Genomic DNA, 14,832 nt, shown 5'->3' on the forward strand with positions numbered 1-14,832 from the left:
GTCAAAGCATCCATGTTTTAGGTGGGGCCGCGCCGTGCAGGCGGGCAATAATAGGCACCAGTGACTGGCGCAGGATGTAGCTGTCGGGGGCGAGAATGCGCGCATAAAGCACGCCGGGCCGGATTAGGCTCGCACCGGCGGTCGCGGGTAACAGGGCGCGGAGCGGTTTCAGCAATGCATCGGCATCCGCTGCGGCATAGATCACGCTGGCCATGGCGAACTGTCCCGCTGCGGTGGCGGGGCCGGACATTTGCGCGGCGATGTCGCCGGAGAGGCGTACGGCATCGGCAAAGATCGGGACGCCATCGCGGCGGATGGTGATGTTGTCGGCAAAGCTGCCCTTGGTCAGGGTCTCGCCCATCGACACGCGCCCGAACACGAGCGGTTCAACGGCAAAGAATGTGGCATCGGGGGCCAGATCAACCTCAAGCCGGCGCTTCAGGGCGGCACCGTTGAACAGGATCGTTTCTTGGGGCAGCCAGTCAATACGCGCCGCGTCTGCCACGCGCAGCGTTGTGGTCAATTGCGCGGGGGGGCCGGGTTGGGCAAGGTACACACGCTCCGCCGCTTGGGAGGTCAGGGTTAGCCGACTGTTCGGCCCGGCATCAGCGTGGATCGTCAAGCGGTCGCCGCCTGTCATCCCGCCTGATGTATTCAGAAAGACGCCCGTGAGACCCGCCGCGTTGGCGCGCGGGAATAGCGCTTTGAGGCATCCGGATTGATACAAGTCGCCCAGCACCGACGCATCACCATATGTCTTGCTGGTCACGGACAGATCGCCCAAGGCGCGGGGCTGTGACGGTGCAGTTGGCACAAGGTCGATATGTGTCGCGATGTTAATGGGCCCCTCCCGTCGTGGCGCTAAAAGCCTGAACATGGATAGCGGGATTCGCGGCCGGAGCGATGGCAAACGGCCCGTTTCGGGCAAATATCAGGCTGAATTTCTGCCTTATGCCCAATTTTTAAGCAGGAAGGCGAGCTATGACTGGGTGACAAATCGCTGGCGATAGACGGACGGTGTTTCTTGTTGGACCGCCCGAAACCGCCGCGAGAAATAGGATGGGTCGGCAAAACCCAGTCTATATCCCACCTCGGCCACGGACAGCTGGGTAAAGGCCAGCAGGCGGCATGCCTCTTGGATGATATGTGCCTCAATATAGGCCGAGGCGGACAACCCGTTTGCGGCGCGGCACAGACGGCTAAGGTGTCCCGTGCTCAGCCCCATTTCTGCGGCATATTCCTGTACGCGCCATCCGGCGGTTTGCGGATCGCTGATCAGCCGATCAAGGCGCGTAAGCCTGCGATCCCGTTTCGTGCCGGTGCCCCCTTGGGGATTGGGGTTCAGGGTGGCGGTCATTGACAGAACAGTATGCGCCAGGCCCAGGGCGGTTTGCGTTCGGTAGGGGTTGCCATCCTCCAATGCGGCATCCAGCATTGCCATCAACGTCAGCAATTTTTGGTCAGGCGTCGTGACAAATGGCAGCGACAGCGCGCGCGCAACATCATCAGTAGCGGGCGCAATGCTGCGCAGCACAGAGAGGGGAAAGGATTGCACCATCCCCTGGGTGTTCGGGGCAAAAGCAAAGCTGTGAACGGCTTGCGCAGGCACATAGAACAGCTGGTTATCGGCAAGCTCGAATTCCTGCCCGTCAACGACTGACGTCGCATGGCCCGTTTGGATAAAGAACACCTGCGCCAGTTGGGCATGCCGATGCGGGGCGATACGCCAGCCATGATCGGGTGCGCGGTCCTTGATATGTTCGCAATGTACCACATCGGGAAAGGCGTCTGTTTCGCCATATAGCATGTAATCAGGGATGGGGGATAGATGCGTCATGCACGCATAGTACCAGCGAATGCGCTGCCGGTCCATTCACGCAATGCCCTAAGCCTCCTAGTTTCCCATCAACATTACGAAGGGAATTAAGCGCGTTATGAAAACCGAAGTCGTCATCATCGGGGGTGGTCCTTCGGGTTTGCTGTTGTCGCAACTGCTGAACCGCGCGGGCGTCGATACTGTCATTCTGGAACGGACATCGCGCAAGCGCGTGTTGGACCGCATCCGGGCAGGCGTGCTGGAGAGCGGCACCGTGCAGTTGCTGCGCGAGGCCGGGGTCGGGGACCGCATGGACCGCGAGGGTATCCCCCACGAAGGCTGTTACCTGACCGATGATGATCTGATGGTGCGGATCAACTTTCACGAGCTAACCGGCAAAAAGGTCATGGTTTATGGCCAGACCGAAGTGACAGCCGATCTGTATGACGCCCAAGACGCCATGGGGACGCGCATCATCCACGGCGTCGAAGATGTGGTGATCAATGATGTCACAACAGATGCGCCCTATGTGGAATACACGGTCGATGGCGAACGCCAGCGCATTGACTGCCAGTTTGTGGCCGGGTGCGACGGGTTTCACGGTGTCAGCCGCCAGACGATACCCGCCGATAAACGCGAGGAGTTCGAGCGGGTGTACCCCTTTGGCTGGCTCGGCATTCTGTCGCGTACGGCGCCGGCCAATCACGAGCTGATCTATGCCAATTCGCGCCACGGCTTTGCACTGGCGTCGATGCGCAATGAAAACCTGTCGCGCTATTATGTGCAGGCCCCGCTGACCGACAAGGTTAAGGATTGGAGCGATGACCGCTTTTGGGAGGCCTTGAAGATGCGCCTGCCCAAAGAAACCGCCGATGCCTTGGTGACCGGCCCGTCGATTGAAAAATCGATCGCGCCGTTGCGGTCCTTTGTCAGTGAACCCTTGCGGTGGGGACGTCTGTTTTTGGTCGGCGATTCCGCCCATATCGTGCCGCCGACCGGGGCCAAGGGGCTGAACCTTGCTGTGTCAGACGTTTATTATCTGCATGACGCGCTGATAGCGGCGCTGAAAAAGGGGGATCACGCTGGCGTTAATAGCTATGCGGATCGGGCTTTGGCGCGTATCTGGAAGGCCATGCGGTTTAGCTGGCAGATGACCACCATGCTGCACCAGTTTGACGGCGAAGACAGCTTTGCCGCGCAGATGCGCAAGGCCACCCTTAGACATCTGTCACAAAGCGAAACAGCACGACGCGATTTGGCGGAAAACTACATCGGTCTGCCTCTTTAGACATGAGGCGATCTTTATGAAAAAACCCGGCCTTTGATGAACTCAAGGGCCGGGCTTTGCATCTTTTTGGGGCGGCTTATTAGCCGCGGATCATGACTTTGCCCGAGCGGCCCGGCGTCAGTGCCGCTTTCATCGCTTTGGCAACGTCATCCAATGCAAAGACGCCGCCGTCTTCCAGCACCAGTTCGCCCTTGGCGACCAATGTCACCAGTTCGGTGATCAGGCGCTTACGCTCTTCGGGGTCCATATCTGCGCTGACGCGCGAGCCCCAGAAGCCTTTTACGGTGATGTGCTTCATGATCAGCGCACCCGAAGACAGCGGCATCGGCGCGCCTGTCGCGGTGCCGAAGACAACCAGTTCGCCGTCCAAGCCCAGCAATTCAACCAGATCGGCGGATACGTCGCCGCCCACAGAATCGATTGCCGATGCGGCACCGGCCTCACCAACGATATCGCGGGCCTTTTGCACCCAATCGGCATCGGATGTGGACAGCACGTTTTCGATGCCCATGTCCGTCAACTCTTTCACCGCTTCATCGCGGCGTACGAGGTTCAGCAGATTGATGCCGCGCGCCTTGGCCAGTGTCACCATGATCTTGCCCACGGCACCGTTGGCGGCAGTTTGGATGATCCAATCGCCCTTTTTCGCCTTAAGCGTTTCCAGCAGTGAAATGGCGCTGAACGGCATCGCGATCAACTGCGCACCTGCAACGTCGGAAATCATGTCGGGCAGGGGCAGCACGCCTGCGGCTGGGGCCACGAAATATTCGGCCCACGTGCCGTGAACACCTGCGATAGAGACGCGTTTACCGATCATTGCGTCGTCAACGCCTTCGCCGACGGCCTCAACCGTGCCCAACGCCTCTGACCCGCCAATCGCGCCGGGCAATTCGGGCTTGTAGCCATAGTTGCCACGGATGGTCCACAGATCGTGGTTGTGGATCGGGGACAGGGTCATCTTGACCAGCACTTCGCCCGCACCAGCGGTGGGTTTGTCGATCTCAACAGCGTTCAAAACGTCGATGGGTTCGCCGAATGTATCGTGAATTGCAGCTTTCATTTGTATTCTCTTCTTTGGGTTATGGTGTTGAAAGGGTTTTCTTTGTTTCGGAAAGGGCCTGCCTAAGCGGGGTTTCATTGCGTGCGAGTTTCGACAGAATTGCCGCACCTAACCATTTCGCATAGAGCATCTGTGCCGTGGCCTGCGGATCGTCGATTGCCACGACCGAGCCATCCTTGGCCCCTTGCACAAGCAGTGCTGCGATACGGTCGACCAGCGCGCCCACGCCAGCATCAAGCACTTGGCGCATGTCTTCTGACAGGTCGGCCACTTCTGCGCCCAGCTTGACGACCAGACATTGGCTGGCAATGCCTTCGGCCTCTGCATGTGTCAGCCAAGCCGACCAGAAGGCGATCAGTTTATCATGGGCAGACCCCGGACCATTTGAAAGGGCGTCGACCCGGCCAAGATAGTCGGTGACGTAATCCGCCAGCAGTGCTTGGCCAAAGGCCTCCTTTGACGGGAAGTAGTAGTAGAACGATCCCTTGGGAACGTCGCTTTCCTTAAGGATGCGCGCCAAGCCCACTGCGCCAAAGCCATGCTGGCTGACAAGGCTACGCCCTGCTTGCAGAATTTTTTGACGTGTCAGGTCTGATTTCTTTTGCTCTGTCATGAGGGGTAGATAGGAAGTAATAGACCAGTCGTCTAGTGCCCGGTCGCGAAATAGTTTACCGAGAAACGTACCGGCGATACTTGCGGTACGGTTCAGAGACGGAAGGAAAGCGCAGGCGCGACGGCCAAGTAACTTGGCGCTTGGGCGGTGCTGGGGAAAAGGGGGGTGGTTTGGTGGAGCCTAGCGGGATCGAACCGCTGACCTCCTGCATGCCATGCAGGCGCTCTCCCAGCTGAGCTAAGGCCCCATCGTGGATCAATGATCCGGTCGTCGTCGCAACCCGGGATGGCTGCTGCGCCGCTGAATAGGCGCAAGCGAAGGCGGGATCAAGGGGAAAATCCACTCCCGCCTTCGAAACTTCAATCAGTCGTCGTCGTTGGCCGCTACGTCCGCGATTTCTTCCAGCGGAACTGTATCTTCATCGTCGTCGTCATCGTCCAGAATATCGTCATCCAGATCCACATCAACGTCGTCGTCATCTACCAATACGTCGTCCTCAACATCACCTTTTTTGGCTTTTGCTGTGACGGCATCTTCGGCATCGGCGGCGATCATACGGGATTTGGAGTTGTCGACCTCGACAACCTCACCGCTGTACGGGCTGATGATCGGGTTTTTGTTCAGGTCGTAGAACCGCTTGCCCGTTGTGGGGCACAGGCGCTTGGTTCCCCATTCTTCATTGGGCATCGAAGTCCCCTTTTTGAAAGTGTTGTTGCGTATAGATGATTCAGGCCAAGTGCCATATGAGATAGGAACTGTCAAAGGCAATCGCCACCCTGTATTCGCCCGAAAGCCCGAAATGCCCGATCCGTTCCTGCCCGGCAATCCGCCAATCCCGCTAATCCTGCGCCGTTCAGCGCAGGCCAAGCGTATATCTTTGCGCATTTCGCAGCTGGATGGCCGCGTCACCCTGACCCTGCCCAAACGCCTGAAAGAGGCCGAGGGCATCGCATTCGCGCGTGAAAAGGAAGAATGGATTCGCAAGCATCTGGAGGCGCGGGGCGCGGATATACCCATTGGCATCGGTGCGGAGTTCCCCTTGGGCGGGCGCATGGTGCAGGTCGTTCAGGGGCAGGGGCGCCGCGTTCAACTAGGTGACGACACAATCGCCGTGCCCGGGCGCGAAGACCGTGTGCCGGCACGGCTGGCCGCGCATTTAAAGGAGCTTGCGCGGGGCCGTCTCGCAGGAGCTTGCGATGATTACGCCGCCGCTTTGGGCCGCCCCTATAGCAAGCTGACCCTGCGCGACACGCGGTCCCGGTGGGGGTCGTGCACATCCGATGGCGGGCTGATGTTTTCCTGGCGCTTGATACTGACCCCGCCCGAGGTGCTGGATTATGTCGCCGCCCACGAGGTCGCCCATCTGGCGCAGATGAATCATTCGCCCGCCTTCTGGGCCGAGGTCGAACGAATCTATGGCCCCTACAAAGACGCACGCCGCTGGCTGCGCCAAAACGGCAGCGATCTGCACCGTTACCGATTTAACTAGAACCTAACTTATCGGAGCTGCTCATGACACCGCCTAACATCGTCGCCTTGGTTCCCGAACTTTCGTGTAGTGATTTCAAGCAGAGCCTGAACTTCTACACCTCGGTCCTTGGGTTCGAGCTGCTATTCGAGCGGCCCGAGCGAGGTTTCGCCTTTGTAGCGCTCGGGCAGGCACAAATTATGCTTGAGCAATCAAATGGGAATTGGGACACGGGATCATTGCAGCAGCCATACGGGCGCGGCATCAATTTCCAGATTGTGGTTCCAGACCTGCAGCCACTTATTGAGCAGTCTTACTGCATCCGAGATCCCGCTGTTTCGGGACCCAGAAACAGCGTGGTACCGCATCGGCACGGTCGAACGGGGCGTGATCGAGTTTTTGGTACAAGATCAGGACGGCTATCTGCTTCGGTTCAGCCAGTTGATTGGCGATAGACCTGTCACACCCGATCAAGCTTGACGTTGACGCGGCACAGCTTTGTGATCACAACGACCCTATGAACCTGAACCCTCGCCCTCTAGATGCAAATCCGCTTGCCCATGACCGAGTGTATCGGCAATTGCGCAGCCGTATTATGCATGGCGATTTGCCGCCGGGCCATGCCCTGACTTTGCGGGGGATCGGTAAGGAATACGAAGTTTCCATGACCCCCGCCCGCGAGGCCGTGCGCCGTCTGGTCGCCGAAGGGGCGCTGACGATGTCAGCCTCGGGTCGCATCTCTACACCCGAACTCAGCAACGAGCGGATCGAGGAGCTTGCGGCATTGCGCGCCTTGATCGAGGTCGAACTGGCCAGCCGTGCGTTGCCGCGTGCGCATTTCGCACTGATCGACCGGCTTCAGACCATAAACAACGCGGTGTCCGAAGCCGTCGCCCACCGCGATGCCGTTAGCTACATTCGCACCAATCTAGAGTTTCACCGCACGCTATATTTGCGCGCGCAGGCCCCTGCGATGCTGGCAATGGCAGAAACCGTTTGGCTGCAGATGGGCCCCACCATGCGGGCGCTATATGGCCGTTTGCGCCGGACTGAACCACCACATTTCCATCGGCTGATTATTGCAGCGTTGCGTGCAGGGGATGAGCCGGGCCTGCGCCTTGCTGTCAGAACCGACGTTACCCAAGGCTTGCGCATGCTCGCGACCTGAGCCTGGACGTCAAAAAAAGAACGACCCGTTTTCTTGCTCAGAAAACGATACCCGCCTCAGATTACGCCGCCAGACCTTTTGACCCCAAATCCATGAACTTGGCCCGCCGGTCAGCGATCAGCGCCTTGCTGTTCTTACCGCTCAAATCCTTGAGCATGCCTTCAATCGCTTTACCAACAGATTTGATGGCGCTGGCAGGATCGCGATGTGCCCCGCCGCGTGGCTCGGGGATGATACGGTCGTTCACCCCAAGCTGTTTCAAATCTTGAGCCGTCAGGCGCAACGCCTCAGCGGCCTCGCGCATTTTTTCCGCATCTTTCCACAGGATCGATGCGCAGCCTTCGGGGGAAATCACTGAATAAACCGAATGCTCAAGCATCGCGAGCCGGTTCGCCGTGGCAAATGCCACAGCCCCGCCAGAGCCACCTTCGCCAATAACAACCGATACCAGTGGCACGCCGATTTGCAGGCATTTTTCGGTGGCGCGGGCGATGGCTTCGGATTGGCCACGCTCTTCGGCCCCTTTGCCGGGATAGGCACCGGGGGTGTCGACCAAGGTGATCACGGGCAAGCCGAATTTACCGGCCAGATCCATCAACCGCACGGCTTTGCGGTATCCCTCGGGGCGCGCCATGCCGAAATTCCGTTCAATCCGGGATTTGGTGTCGTTGCCCTTTTCATGGCCGATCACCACGACAGGCATGTCATTAAATCGGGCAAGCCCACCCATCACCGCCAAATCATCCGCAAAATTGCGATCGCCGGCCAGCGGCGTGTAATCGGTGAACAACGCCTCGATATAGTCTTTGCAATGCGGGCGGTTGGGGTGCCGCGCCACTTGGCATTTCCGCCACGGGGTCAGGGACTTGTACAAATCGTCTAACATCTGGTGGGCTTTTTGATCCAGCGCTTTTGCTTCGGCGCTGACGTCCATTCCTTCCGAAGACCGTGCGAGGGCGCGCAATTCTTCTGCTTTGCCCTCAATCTCGGCGAGTGGTTTTTCAAAATCCAGATACTGTGTCATCACATGCTCCGCGTTAGGTTATCCGCTATATGGCGTTGATTTGCAGCCTTTGCAACGCGGGCCTTTTAGCCCGCTGGCCAAAGCACCGGCAGCAAGGATGCAACCAGCAAAATTGCCATCGTCCAGTTAAATACCCGCAAACGCCGGGGGTTGGTCAAGAAACGCGCCATTTCCTTGCCCATCACGGTCCATAGTGTCACCGACGGAAACGCCGTCAGCGCCACGACACAAGCCGTAATCAGCAATGGGCCAAAATCCGCTGCGGGCACGTAAATCGTGATGATACTTAAGCCAAAAGCCCAGGCCTTGGGGTTAACCCACTGAAACCCGGCCGCCTGAAGAAAGCTCATCGGGCGACCCGCTGCCGCTGTTTGCTGGGCAGGGCCCGCGGTTGCTATCTTATAGGCAAGGTAAAGCAGGTAAATAACGCTCAATACCTTGAGGATGATATAGATCACCGGAAACGCATTAAAGACGCGGATCAACCCAAGCCCGACCAGCAACAGCATGATCATAAAGCCAATCGTGACCCCCAGCATATGCGGGACAGTTCTGGCAAAACCGTAATTTGCCCCCGATGCCATCAGCATCAGGTTGTTCGGCCCCGGTGTGATGGATGTAATAAAGACAAATAGCGCAAGGGCCGAGAGTAGATCAAAAGTCATCCCCAACTGATGCCCGAACTCGGCACCCGCGCCAAGCCCCCCTTTTCTCTGGCTTGCAAATATCCCGGGGGGTGCGGGGGGCTGGCCCCCCGCGTGGTATGGTTAAATTAACGCGCCGCGATCATTTCCGACTGACGGACGATAACTTCGGCCTGTTTGATGCTGGCAATATCGACCAAGCGGCCTTTGTAAACGGTGGCACCCTCACCATTTGCCTTCGCGGTCTCCATAGCGGCCAGAATTTCGCGCGCTTCGGCAACGGCTTCCTCAGAGGGGGTAAAGACCTCGTTCGCGACGGCGATCTGCTTGGGGTGGATCGCCCATTTGCCGACCATGCCCAAAGTGGCGGAGCGACGCGCCTGCGCACGGAAACCGTCGTCATCTGAAAAGTCGCCGAATGGGCCATCGACCGGCAACACACCATGGGTGCGGCAGGCGGCCACAATGGCTGTTTGCGCCCAGTGCCACGGATCAGACCAATGTTTCACGCCATCATGAAGCATGTAATAGTTTTCCTGCGTTCCGCCGATTCCGGTGGTTTGCATGCCCATGGAGGCTGCGAAATCTGCGGCACCAAGGCTCATCGCCTCAAGGCGCGGGCTGGATGCTGCGATCTCTTCGACATGGGCGATGCCTGCCGCTGATTCGATGATTACTTCGAACGCGATGGGCTTTGACCGGCCTTTGGCTGTTTCGATCGCAGTCACCAGCGCATCGACAGCATAGACATCTGCAGCGCAGCCGACTTTCGGGATCATGATCTGGTCCAGGCGGTCGCCAGCTTGTTCCAGCAAATCAACCACGTCGCGATACCAATAGGGGGTGTCGAGCCCGTTGATCCGCACGGATAATGTCTTGTTGCCCCAATCAATATCATTGATGGCCCCGATGATGTTGGCGCGGGCGGTGTCCTTGTCTGATGGTGCGACGCTATCCTCTAGATCAAGGTTGATCACATCAGCGGCCGAGCTGGCCATTTTTTCAAACAAGGCAGGGCGGGACCCGGGCCCAAACAGCTGGCAGCGGTTGGGGCGTGCGGGCGGCGTTGGCTGAATGCGAAAGCTCATGATCGGGTTTCCTTGGGTAATAATGTTGCAAGTGGGTTGCTTGAGTTGGTATTAAATTACACAGCGGGTCGCAAGCCAGATTTCGCAGGTGCAGCATTGGCTCCCGTGGCGTCTTGCACAAATATTCGACGAAAAGATGAATATGCACATTAATCTCTCGCAATAACTTGTCATGGGGGCAGACTTGCAATCCCCTTGTCACTAGAAACAGCGAAAATGACGCAAACCTATTTTGCTGGAGCACGTAGCGATGATTGAAACACCATATCTTCTTTTCCTGGGCGACGCGCCTGACCAACTGGCTGTTAAAGTCGCGCAAGGGATCAAGGACTGGCGCCCGGATAATGCTGTGGCTCAGTTCCGCATGGACGGATGCAAAGCCGATCTGGGGCTGACCGATATGACCTTGGCCGAGGCCAAAGAGGCTGGCGCAAAGACCTTGGTAATCGGTGTGGCCAACCGCGGCGGCGTGATCAGTGCGGCGTGGAAATCAGTGCTGCTTGAGGCGCTGGATATGGGCTTTGATCTGGCATCTGGATTGCACAACCTTCTGCGTGACGAGGCCGATCTGGCCAGTGCGGCGGAAAAGAACGGCCGCGCCTTGCATGACGTGCGTATTGCTTCCGAACCATATCCCATTGCAACGGGCGTAAAGCGCGGCGGCAAGCGGGTGCTGGCGGTCGGGACGGATTGCTCTGTCGGCAAGATGTATACCGCCTTGGCACTAGACGCGGCGATGCAGAAGAAGGGTATGAAAAGCACCTTTCGTGCCACCGGACAGACCGGCATCTTGATCACGGGCGAAGGTGTGCCCTTGGACGCTGTTGTCGCCGACTTTATGGCCGGATCGATCGAGCATCTGACGCCGGATAATGACGATGACCACTGGGACGTGATCGAAGGGCAGGGCAGCCTGTTCCACGTGTCGTTCTCGGGTGTGACCCTTGCCTTGATCCATGGCGGTCAGCCTGATGCGTTGATCTTGTGCCACGAGCCGACGCGCAAAACCATGCGCGGGTTGCCTGACTACACATTGCCCAGCCTGGAAGCGGTCCACGATACAGCGTTGGCGCTGGCAAAGGTGGCGAACGCAGGCTGCAAGGTCGTGGGCATTTCGATCAACACGCAACACATGTCGGAAGCGGAAGCTGAGGCATATCTCGCCGAGGTGGAAGCACGGCTTGGTTTGCCCGCTGTTGATCCCTTCCGCCAAGGGGGCGATAGATTGGCAGACGCTTTGGCAGCTCTCTGACCGGCCCTTCGGGGAGAGTTTATTTGGCAAAATGAAGGAACGGGTATGCGTATTGAGGTAAGCCGTGATGTGTTTCGGCTGGCGCAGGTCTTCACGATTTCGCGCGGGTCGCGCACCGAGGCGCAGGTGTTGACCGTGCGGGTGTCAGACGGTGGCGTGACGGGCTGGGGCGAATGTGTGCCCTATGCGCGTTATGACGAGACGCTTGAGAGTGTGACCGCCGATATCGAGGGGTTGCCGTCTTCGTTCACGCGGGCGGATCTGTATGATCTTTTGCCAGCGGGTGCTGCGCGCAATGCAGTCGATTGTGCGTTGTGGGACCTTGAGGCCAAGCAGCGCGGCAAGCGGGTTTGGGAATTGGCCGGCTTGCCAGCGCCGGGGCCAGAGATCACAGCCTATACGCTTTCGTTGGATACCCCTGAAAAGATGCAGGCGCAGGCGGCGCTGCACGCGCATCGGCCCTTGCTGAAGATCAAGCTCGGCACGCCCGACGATATGCCCCGGCTTGAGGCCGTGCGCGCGGGTGCCCCTGATGCGCAGATTATCATTGATGCGAACGAGGGTTGGTCGGCGCAGGTGTATGCCGATCTGGCCCCGCATCTGGTCCGGCTGGGCGTATCGCTGGTCGAGCAGCCATTGCCGGCCGGCGAAGATGATGCGCTGATCGGGATGGACCGCCCCGTGCCTGTCTGTGCCGACGAAAGCTGCCATGATCGGGCCAGCCTGCCCAAGTTGAAGGGTAAGTATGACGTCGTGAACATCAAGCTGGACAAGACCGGTGGGCTGACAGAGGCGCTGGCCCTGCGCGATGCGGCGCTGGCCGAGGGCTATGGCGTGATGGTTGGCTGCATGGTTGGATCGTCTTTGGCCATGGCCCCGGCCACCCTGGTGGCGCAGGGTGCGAAGGTTGTTGATCTTGACGGCCCGCTTCTTCTGGCCGAAGACCGCGAGGACGCTTTGATATTTGACGCAGCCGGGGTGCATCCGCCCACGGCCAAGCTTTGGGGATAAGACATGCGGACTGTTTACGTGAACGGCGAATACCTGCCTGAGGATGAAGCCAAGATTTCGATCTTTGATCGCGGGTTTCTGATGGCAGACGGGGTGTACGAGGTAACCTCGGTTCTGGATGGCAAGTTGATTGATTTCGAAGGCCACGCCATCCGCCTAAGCCGTTCGCTGAACGAATTGGAAATGCGCAACCCGATCTCGAAAGATGACCTGCTTGAGGTTCACCGCGAGTTGGTGCGCCTGAACGAGATTGACGAGGGGCTGATCTATTTGCAGGTTACGCGCGGGTCTGACGGCGACCGCGACTTTGCCTTTCCTGACCCGGAAACGACCGAACCGACGATTGTTCTGTTCACGCAGTCCAAGCCCGGTTTGGCCGACAGCCCTGCCGCCAAAAAAGGTGCCAAGATCATCAGCATCGAAGACATCCGCTGGGGTCGCCGCGACATCAAAACGGTGCAATTACTGTACCCGTCGATGGGCAAGATGATGGCCAAGAAGGCCGGTTGCGATGATGCGTGGATGGTCGAGGATGGTTTCGTCACCGAAGGCACCAGCAACAACGCCTATATCGTTAAGGGCAACAAGATCATCACCCGCGCGCTGAGCAACGATATTTTGCACGGTATCACCCGCGCCGCCGTTCTGCGTTTCGCCAAAGAGGCGCAGATGGAAGTGGAAGAACGCAACTTTACCATCGACGAAGCGAAGGGTGCCGACGAGGCGTTCACCACATCCGCCAGCGCGTTTGTGATGCCCGTGGTCGAGATTGACGGCGTTATGCTGGGCGACGGCACGCCGGGCCGCATCGCGCCACGCCTGCGCGAGATTTATCTGGACGAGATGCGCAAGGCGGCTGTTTAGGCGGGAACGACGAAACGGGGCGTATAATGCGCTGAGCACTGCGCGCCCGCTTTGACCCTCAAATCAGCATTTAAAGCTTAATGCGGCATCAATCAGGTGCCGCAATTGGCGACTGTGAATCTTTGCGTCGGCATCGGCCATTCCCGGCACCTGTAGTGAGTATCGGGTGATGGATGCCCCCACGATGACAGCGATGAACATGGCCAGACGCTCTTTGATGTGGGTGCCGCCCATTCGGGCCTCAAGCGGGTTAATCAATTTATCGAACAGGGCGGTGCGCACGCGTTCGCCGACAATGGGGTCATCCGCGTTTAGGATAATCATCCGGGTCGTGGAGAATTTGTGATCCTCCGAGGTAGGATCCGTGAATTTTTCAATCGCCGTTTCAATTGGGTCATTGGCAGGGTCAAGCAGCTCCGGCCAATTAAGGCATTCTTTGAGGCTCGCATCAAACAGACCCAACTTGCCGCCGAAGTAGCGCGAAATCAGTGCGACATCGACACCGGCCTGCCCGGCGATTTGTCGTAAGGACGCATTGGAATAGCCGAACTCCCCAAACTGCCGAGTGGCGGATTGCAAAAGCGCGCTGCGTGTATGTTCTGACTTGCTCATGGTTTTTTATAGGTTGCTCAACATTTGTCAACAAGTGTTGACATGAGGCGCGTGCGCCCCTACCTGATTGTCAACGATTGTTGACTTATGGGGAAAACACATGTCCAACACAGCACTTATCACAGGCGCATCTTCTGGCATTGGTCGCGAATTTGCACGGTATCATGCAGCAAAGGGCGGTGACTTGATCATCACCGCACGTCGCGGGAACAAGCTGGACGAACTCAAAGGCGAGCTTGAGAGCAAACACGGCATTAAGGTGAAAACGATACCGCTTGATTTAGGGGCGTCCGGGGCTGCCAAGGCGCTTTACGACGCCACACAGGGTGCGCAGATCGATATCTTGATCAATAATGCTGGTTTCGGGGGGCATGGTACATTCTTGGATCGGGGGCTTGAGGCCGACATGACAATGCTTGATCTCAACGTCGCGGCGTTGGTGCAACTGTGTCACTTGGTTGGCAAGGATATGGTCGCGCGCGGCAGTGGCAAGGTTCTGAACGTCAGTTCGACCGGGGCGTATCAACCCGGACCATTGCAGGCGACGTATTTTGCGACCAAAGCTTTTGTGAGCACTCTTTCCCCCGCGCTTGATTTTGAGTGGCGTCCCTACGGGGTGACCGTCACGACGCTAGAACCCGGATTCGTTGATACGGAGTTTGCACAGTCGGCCGCGATGGATCAGCTGTCGATGACACAGGATAATCCGGCAGCGCCTGAAAATGTCGCCAAGTTCGGCTATGACGCCATGCTGAAAGGTAAACTGCGGGTGATTAATGATCGGAAAATGCGGTTCATGTTGAACTGGCTCGTTCCACTTTTGCCGCGTCGTATGGTGATGAAAATGGTTTATGACATGCAGATGAAATAAGGCGTTATGGGCGACGGGAATTTCGGGTCGGCGAACGAGATGTTACGTATATA

The 14,832-nt window shown here is 58.0% G+C and carries 17 protein-coding genes, 1 tRNA gene and 1 pseudogene; 9 read left to right on the forward strand and 10 right to left on the reverse strand.

From position 1 onward, the window contains the following. Position 1: 1 nt before the first annotated feature. Together WNY39_RS11325 and WNY39_RS11330 are read right to left on the reverse strand one after the other, a co-directional pair. Complete coding sequence (locus tag WNY39_RS11325; protein WP_342845840.1) at positions 2 to 784, reverse strand: urease accessory protein UreD; 783 nt, start codon at positions 782 to 784, stop codon at positions 2 to 4. A 195-nt stretch (positions 785 to 979) separates the two neighbouring features. Beyond that, positions 980 to 1,873 (reverse strand): helix-turn-helix domain-containing protein, encoded by an 894-nt coding sequence (locus tag WNY39_RS11330; RefSeq protein ID WP_342845656.1) that lies wholly within the window; start codon positions 1,871 to 1,873, stop codon positions 980 to 982. 61 nt (positions 1,874 to 1,934) lie between these two features. On the opposite strand from WNY39_RS11330, the gene pobA reads away from it, so the two are divergent. Beyond that, positions 1,935 to 3,104, forward strand: coding sequence for a 4-hydroxybenzoate 3-monooxygenase (gene pobA, locus WNY39_RS11335; protein ID WP_342845657.1), 1,170 nt, complete (start codon positions 1,935 to 1,937; stop codon positions 3,102 to 3,104). Between the two features lie 79 nt (positions 3,105 to 3,183). On the opposite strand, the gene WNY39_RS11340 is transcribed toward pobA, so the two are convergent. From WNY39_RS11340 to WNY39_RS11355, 4 genes are all read right to left on the reverse strand, one after another. After that, positions 3,184 to 4,164, reverse strand: a complete 981-nt coding sequence (locus WNY39_RS11340) for a zinc-binding dehydrogenase (RefSeq protein WP_342845658.1) — start codon at positions 4,162 to 4,164, stop codon at positions 3,184 to 3,186. Positions 4,165 to 4,183: 19 nt separating this feature from the next. Continuing rightward, the gene (locus WNY39_RS11345) at positions 4,184 to 4,777 is read right to left on the reverse strand and encodes a TetR/AcrR family transcriptional regulator (protein WP_342845659.1); all 594 of its coding nucleotides are present in this window, start codon (positions 4,775 to 4,777) and stop codon (positions 4,184 to 4,186) included. Positions 4,778 to 4,948: 171 nt separating this feature from the next. After that, positions 4,949 to 5,024, reverse strand: a tRNA-Ala gene (locus WNY39_RS11350). A 116-nt stretch (positions 5,025 to 5,140) separates the two neighbouring features. Continuing rightward, positions 5,141 to 5,464 carry a TIGR02300 family protein gene (locus WNY39_RS11355; RefSeq protein ID WP_341233194.1) on the reverse strand — a complete coding sequence of 108 codons (324 nt, stop codon included), beginning with the start codon at positions 5,462 to 5,464 and terminating at the stop codon, positions 5,141 to 5,143. Between the two features lie 112 nt (positions 5,465 to 5,576). Here WNY39_RS11355 and WNY39_RS11360 point away from each other — a divergent pair, with 112 nt between their 5' ends. The 4 genes and pseudogenes from WNY39_RS11360 to WNY39_RS11375 all read left to right on the forward strand — a co-directional run bounded on the left by WNY39_RS11360 (position 5,577) and on the right by WNY39_RS11375 (position 7,413). Then, entirely contained in the window at positions 5,577 to 6,266 is a 690-nt protein-coding gene (locus WNY39_RS11360) for a SprT family zinc-dependent metalloprotease (protein ID WP_342845660.1), read from the forward strand. 23 nt (positions 6,267 to 6,289) lie between these two features. Then, positions 6,290 to 6,424 (forward strand): annotated as a pseudogene (locus WNY39_RS11365) (VOC family protein); the annotation flags it as partial. 124 nt (positions 6,425 to 6,548) lie between these two features. After that, entirely contained in the window at positions 6,549 to 6,725 is a 177-nt protein-coding gene (locus tag WNY39_RS11370) for a hypothetical protein (RefSeq protein ID WP_342845853.1), read from the forward strand. 37 nt (positions 6,726 to 6,762) lie between these two features. Continuing rightward, the gene (locus WNY39_RS11375) at positions 6,763 to 7,413 is read left to right on the forward strand and encodes a GntR family transcriptional regulator (RefSeq protein WP_341233659.1); all 651 of its coding nucleotides are present in this window, start codon (positions 6,763 to 6,765) and stop codon (positions 7,411 to 7,413) included. 61 nt (positions 7,414 to 7,474) lie between these two features. On the opposite strand, the gene WNY39_RS11380 is transcribed toward WNY39_RS11375, so the two are convergent. The 3 genes from WNY39_RS11380 to WNY39_RS11390 form a co-directional block, all read right to left on the reverse strand. Continuing rightward, positions 7,475 to 8,437 (reverse strand): acetyl-CoA carboxylase carboxyltransferase subunit alpha, encoded by a 963-nt coding sequence (locus tag WNY39_RS11380; RefSeq protein WP_342845661.1) that lies wholly within the window; start codon positions 8,435 to 8,437, stop codon positions 7,475 to 7,477. Between the two features lie 65 nt (positions 8,438 to 8,502). Beyond that, on the reverse strand, positions 8,503 to 9,102 hold the full coding sequence (locus WNY39_RS11385) for a LysE family translocator (RefSeq protein WP_341233197.1): 600 nt from the start codon (positions 9,100 to 9,102) through the stop codon (positions 8,503 to 8,505). A gap of 107 nt (positions 9,103 to 9,209) precedes the next feature. Continuing rightward, the gene (locus tag WNY39_RS11390; RefSeq protein ID WP_341233198.1) at positions 9,210 to 10,169 is read right to left on the reverse strand and encodes an L-malyl-CoA/beta-methylmalyl-CoA lyase; all 960 of its coding nucleotides are present in this window, start codon (positions 10,167 to 10,169) and stop codon (positions 9,210 to 9,212) included. 250 nt (positions 10,170 to 10,419) lie between these two features. On the opposite strand from WNY39_RS11390, the gene dgcN reads away from it, so the two are divergent. The 3 genes from dgcN to WNY39_RS11405 are packed head-to-tail and all read left to right on the forward strand — an operon-like array spanning position 10,420 to position 13,296. Further along, entirely contained in the window at positions 10,420 to 11,421 is a 1,002-nt protein-coding gene (dgcN, locus tag WNY39_RS11395) for an N-acetyltransferase DgcN (RefSeq protein WP_342845662.1), read from the forward strand. A gap of 45 nt (positions 11,422 to 11,466) precedes the next feature. Continuing rightward, entirely contained in the window at positions 11,467 to 12,432 is a 966-nt protein-coding gene (dgcA, locus tag WNY39_RS11400; protein ID WP_342845663.1) for an N-acetyl-D-Glu racemase DgcA, read from the forward strand. A 3-nt stretch (positions 12,433 to 12,435) separates the two neighbouring features. Further along, positions 12,436 to 13,296, forward strand: a complete 861-nt coding sequence (locus WNY39_RS11405; protein ID WP_342845664.1) for a D-amino-acid transaminase — start codon at positions 12,436 to 12,438, stop codon at positions 13,294 to 13,296. 63 nt (positions 13,297 to 13,359) lie between these two features. Here the strand turns inward: WNY39_RS11405 and WNY39_RS11410 are convergent, their stop codons facing one another. Continuing rightward, complete coding sequence (locus WNY39_RS11410) at positions 13,360 to 13,908, reverse strand: TetR family transcriptional regulator (RefSeq protein ID WP_342845665.1); 549 nt, start codon at positions 13,906 to 13,908, stop codon at positions 13,360 to 13,362. A 100-nt stretch (positions 13,909 to 14,008) separates the two neighbouring features. Here WNY39_RS11410 and WNY39_RS11415 point away from each other — a divergent pair, with 100 nt between their 5' ends. Then, positions 14,009 to 14,779, forward strand: a complete 771-nt coding sequence (locus tag WNY39_RS11415; protein ID WP_342845666.1) for an SDR family oxidoreductase — start codon at positions 14,009 to 14,011, stop codon at positions 14,777 to 14,779. Positions 14,780 to 14,832: the final 53 nt, after the last annotated feature.

Source organism: Sulfitobacter sp. AS59, assembly GCF_038899995.1.
Lineage (GTDB): Bacteria > Pseudomonadota > Alphaproteobacteria > Rhodobacterales > Rhodobacteraceae > Sulfitobacter.

What these genes read in the sequence shown, in the direction of transcription:
- WNY39_RS11415 (WP_342845666.1), top strand. Translation starts at nt 14,009, where the DNA reads ATGTCCAACACAGCACTTATCACAGGCGCATCTTCTGGCATTGGTCGC.
- WNY39_RS11380 (WP_342845661.1), bottom strand. Translation starts at nt 8,437, where the DNA reads ATGACACAGTATCTGGATTTTGAAAAACCACTCGCCGAGATTGAGGGC.
- WNY39_RS11375 (WP_341233659.1), top strand. Translation starts at nt 6,763, where the DNA reads ATGAACCTGAACCCTCGCCCTCTAGATGCAAATCCGCTTGCCCATGAC.
- WNY39_RS11360 (WP_342845660.1), top strand. Translation starts at nt 5,577, where the DNA reads ATGCCCGATCCGTTCCTGCCCGGCAATCCGCCAATCCCGCTAATCCTG.
- dgcA (WP_342845663.1), top strand. Translation starts at nt 11,467, where the DNA reads ATGCGTATTGAGGTAAGCCGTGATGTGTTTCGGCTGGCGCAGGTCTTC.
- WNY39_RS11390 (WP_341233198.1), bottom strand. Translation starts at nt 10,169, where the DNA reads ATGAGCTTTCGCATTCAGCCAACGCCGCCCGCACGCCCCAACCGCTGC.
- pobA (WP_342845657.1), top strand. Translation starts at nt 1,935, where the DNA reads ATGAAAACCGAAGTCGTCATCATCGGGGGTGGTCCTTCGGGTTTGCTG.
- WNY39_RS11355 (WP_341233194.1), bottom strand. Translation starts at nt 5,464, where the DNA reads ATGCCCAATGAAGAATGGGGAACCAAGCGCCTGTGCCCCACAACGGGC.
- WNY39_RS11330 (WP_342845656.1), bottom strand. Translation starts at nt 1,873, where the DNA reads ATGGACCGGCAGCGCATTCGCTGGTACTATGCGTGCATGACGCATCTA.
- WNY39_RS11410 (WP_342845665.1), bottom strand. Translation starts at nt 13,908, where the DNA reads ATGAGCAAGTCAGAACATACACGCAGCGCGCTTTTGCAATCCGCCACT.
- WNY39_RS11340 (WP_342845658.1), bottom strand. Translation starts at nt 4,164, where the DNA reads ATGAAAGCTGCAATTCACGATACATTCGGCGAACCCATCGACGTTTTG.
- dgcN (WP_342845662.1), top strand. Translation starts at nt 10,420, where the DNA reads ATGATTGAAACACCATATCTTCTTTTCCTGGGCGACGCGCCTGACCAA.
- WNY39_RS11385 (WP_341233197.1), bottom strand. Translation starts at nt 9,102, where the DNA reads ATGACTTTTGATCTACTCTCGGCCCTTGCGCTATTTGTCTTTATTACA.
- WNY39_RS11345 (WP_342845659.1), bottom strand. Translation starts at nt 4,777, where the DNA reads ATGACAGAGCAAAAGAAATCAGACCTGACACGTCAAAAAATTCTGCAA.
- WNY39_RS11405 (WP_342845664.1), top strand. Translation starts at nt 12,436, where the DNA reads ATGCGGACTGTTTACGTGAACGGCGAATACCTGCCTGAGGATGAAGCC.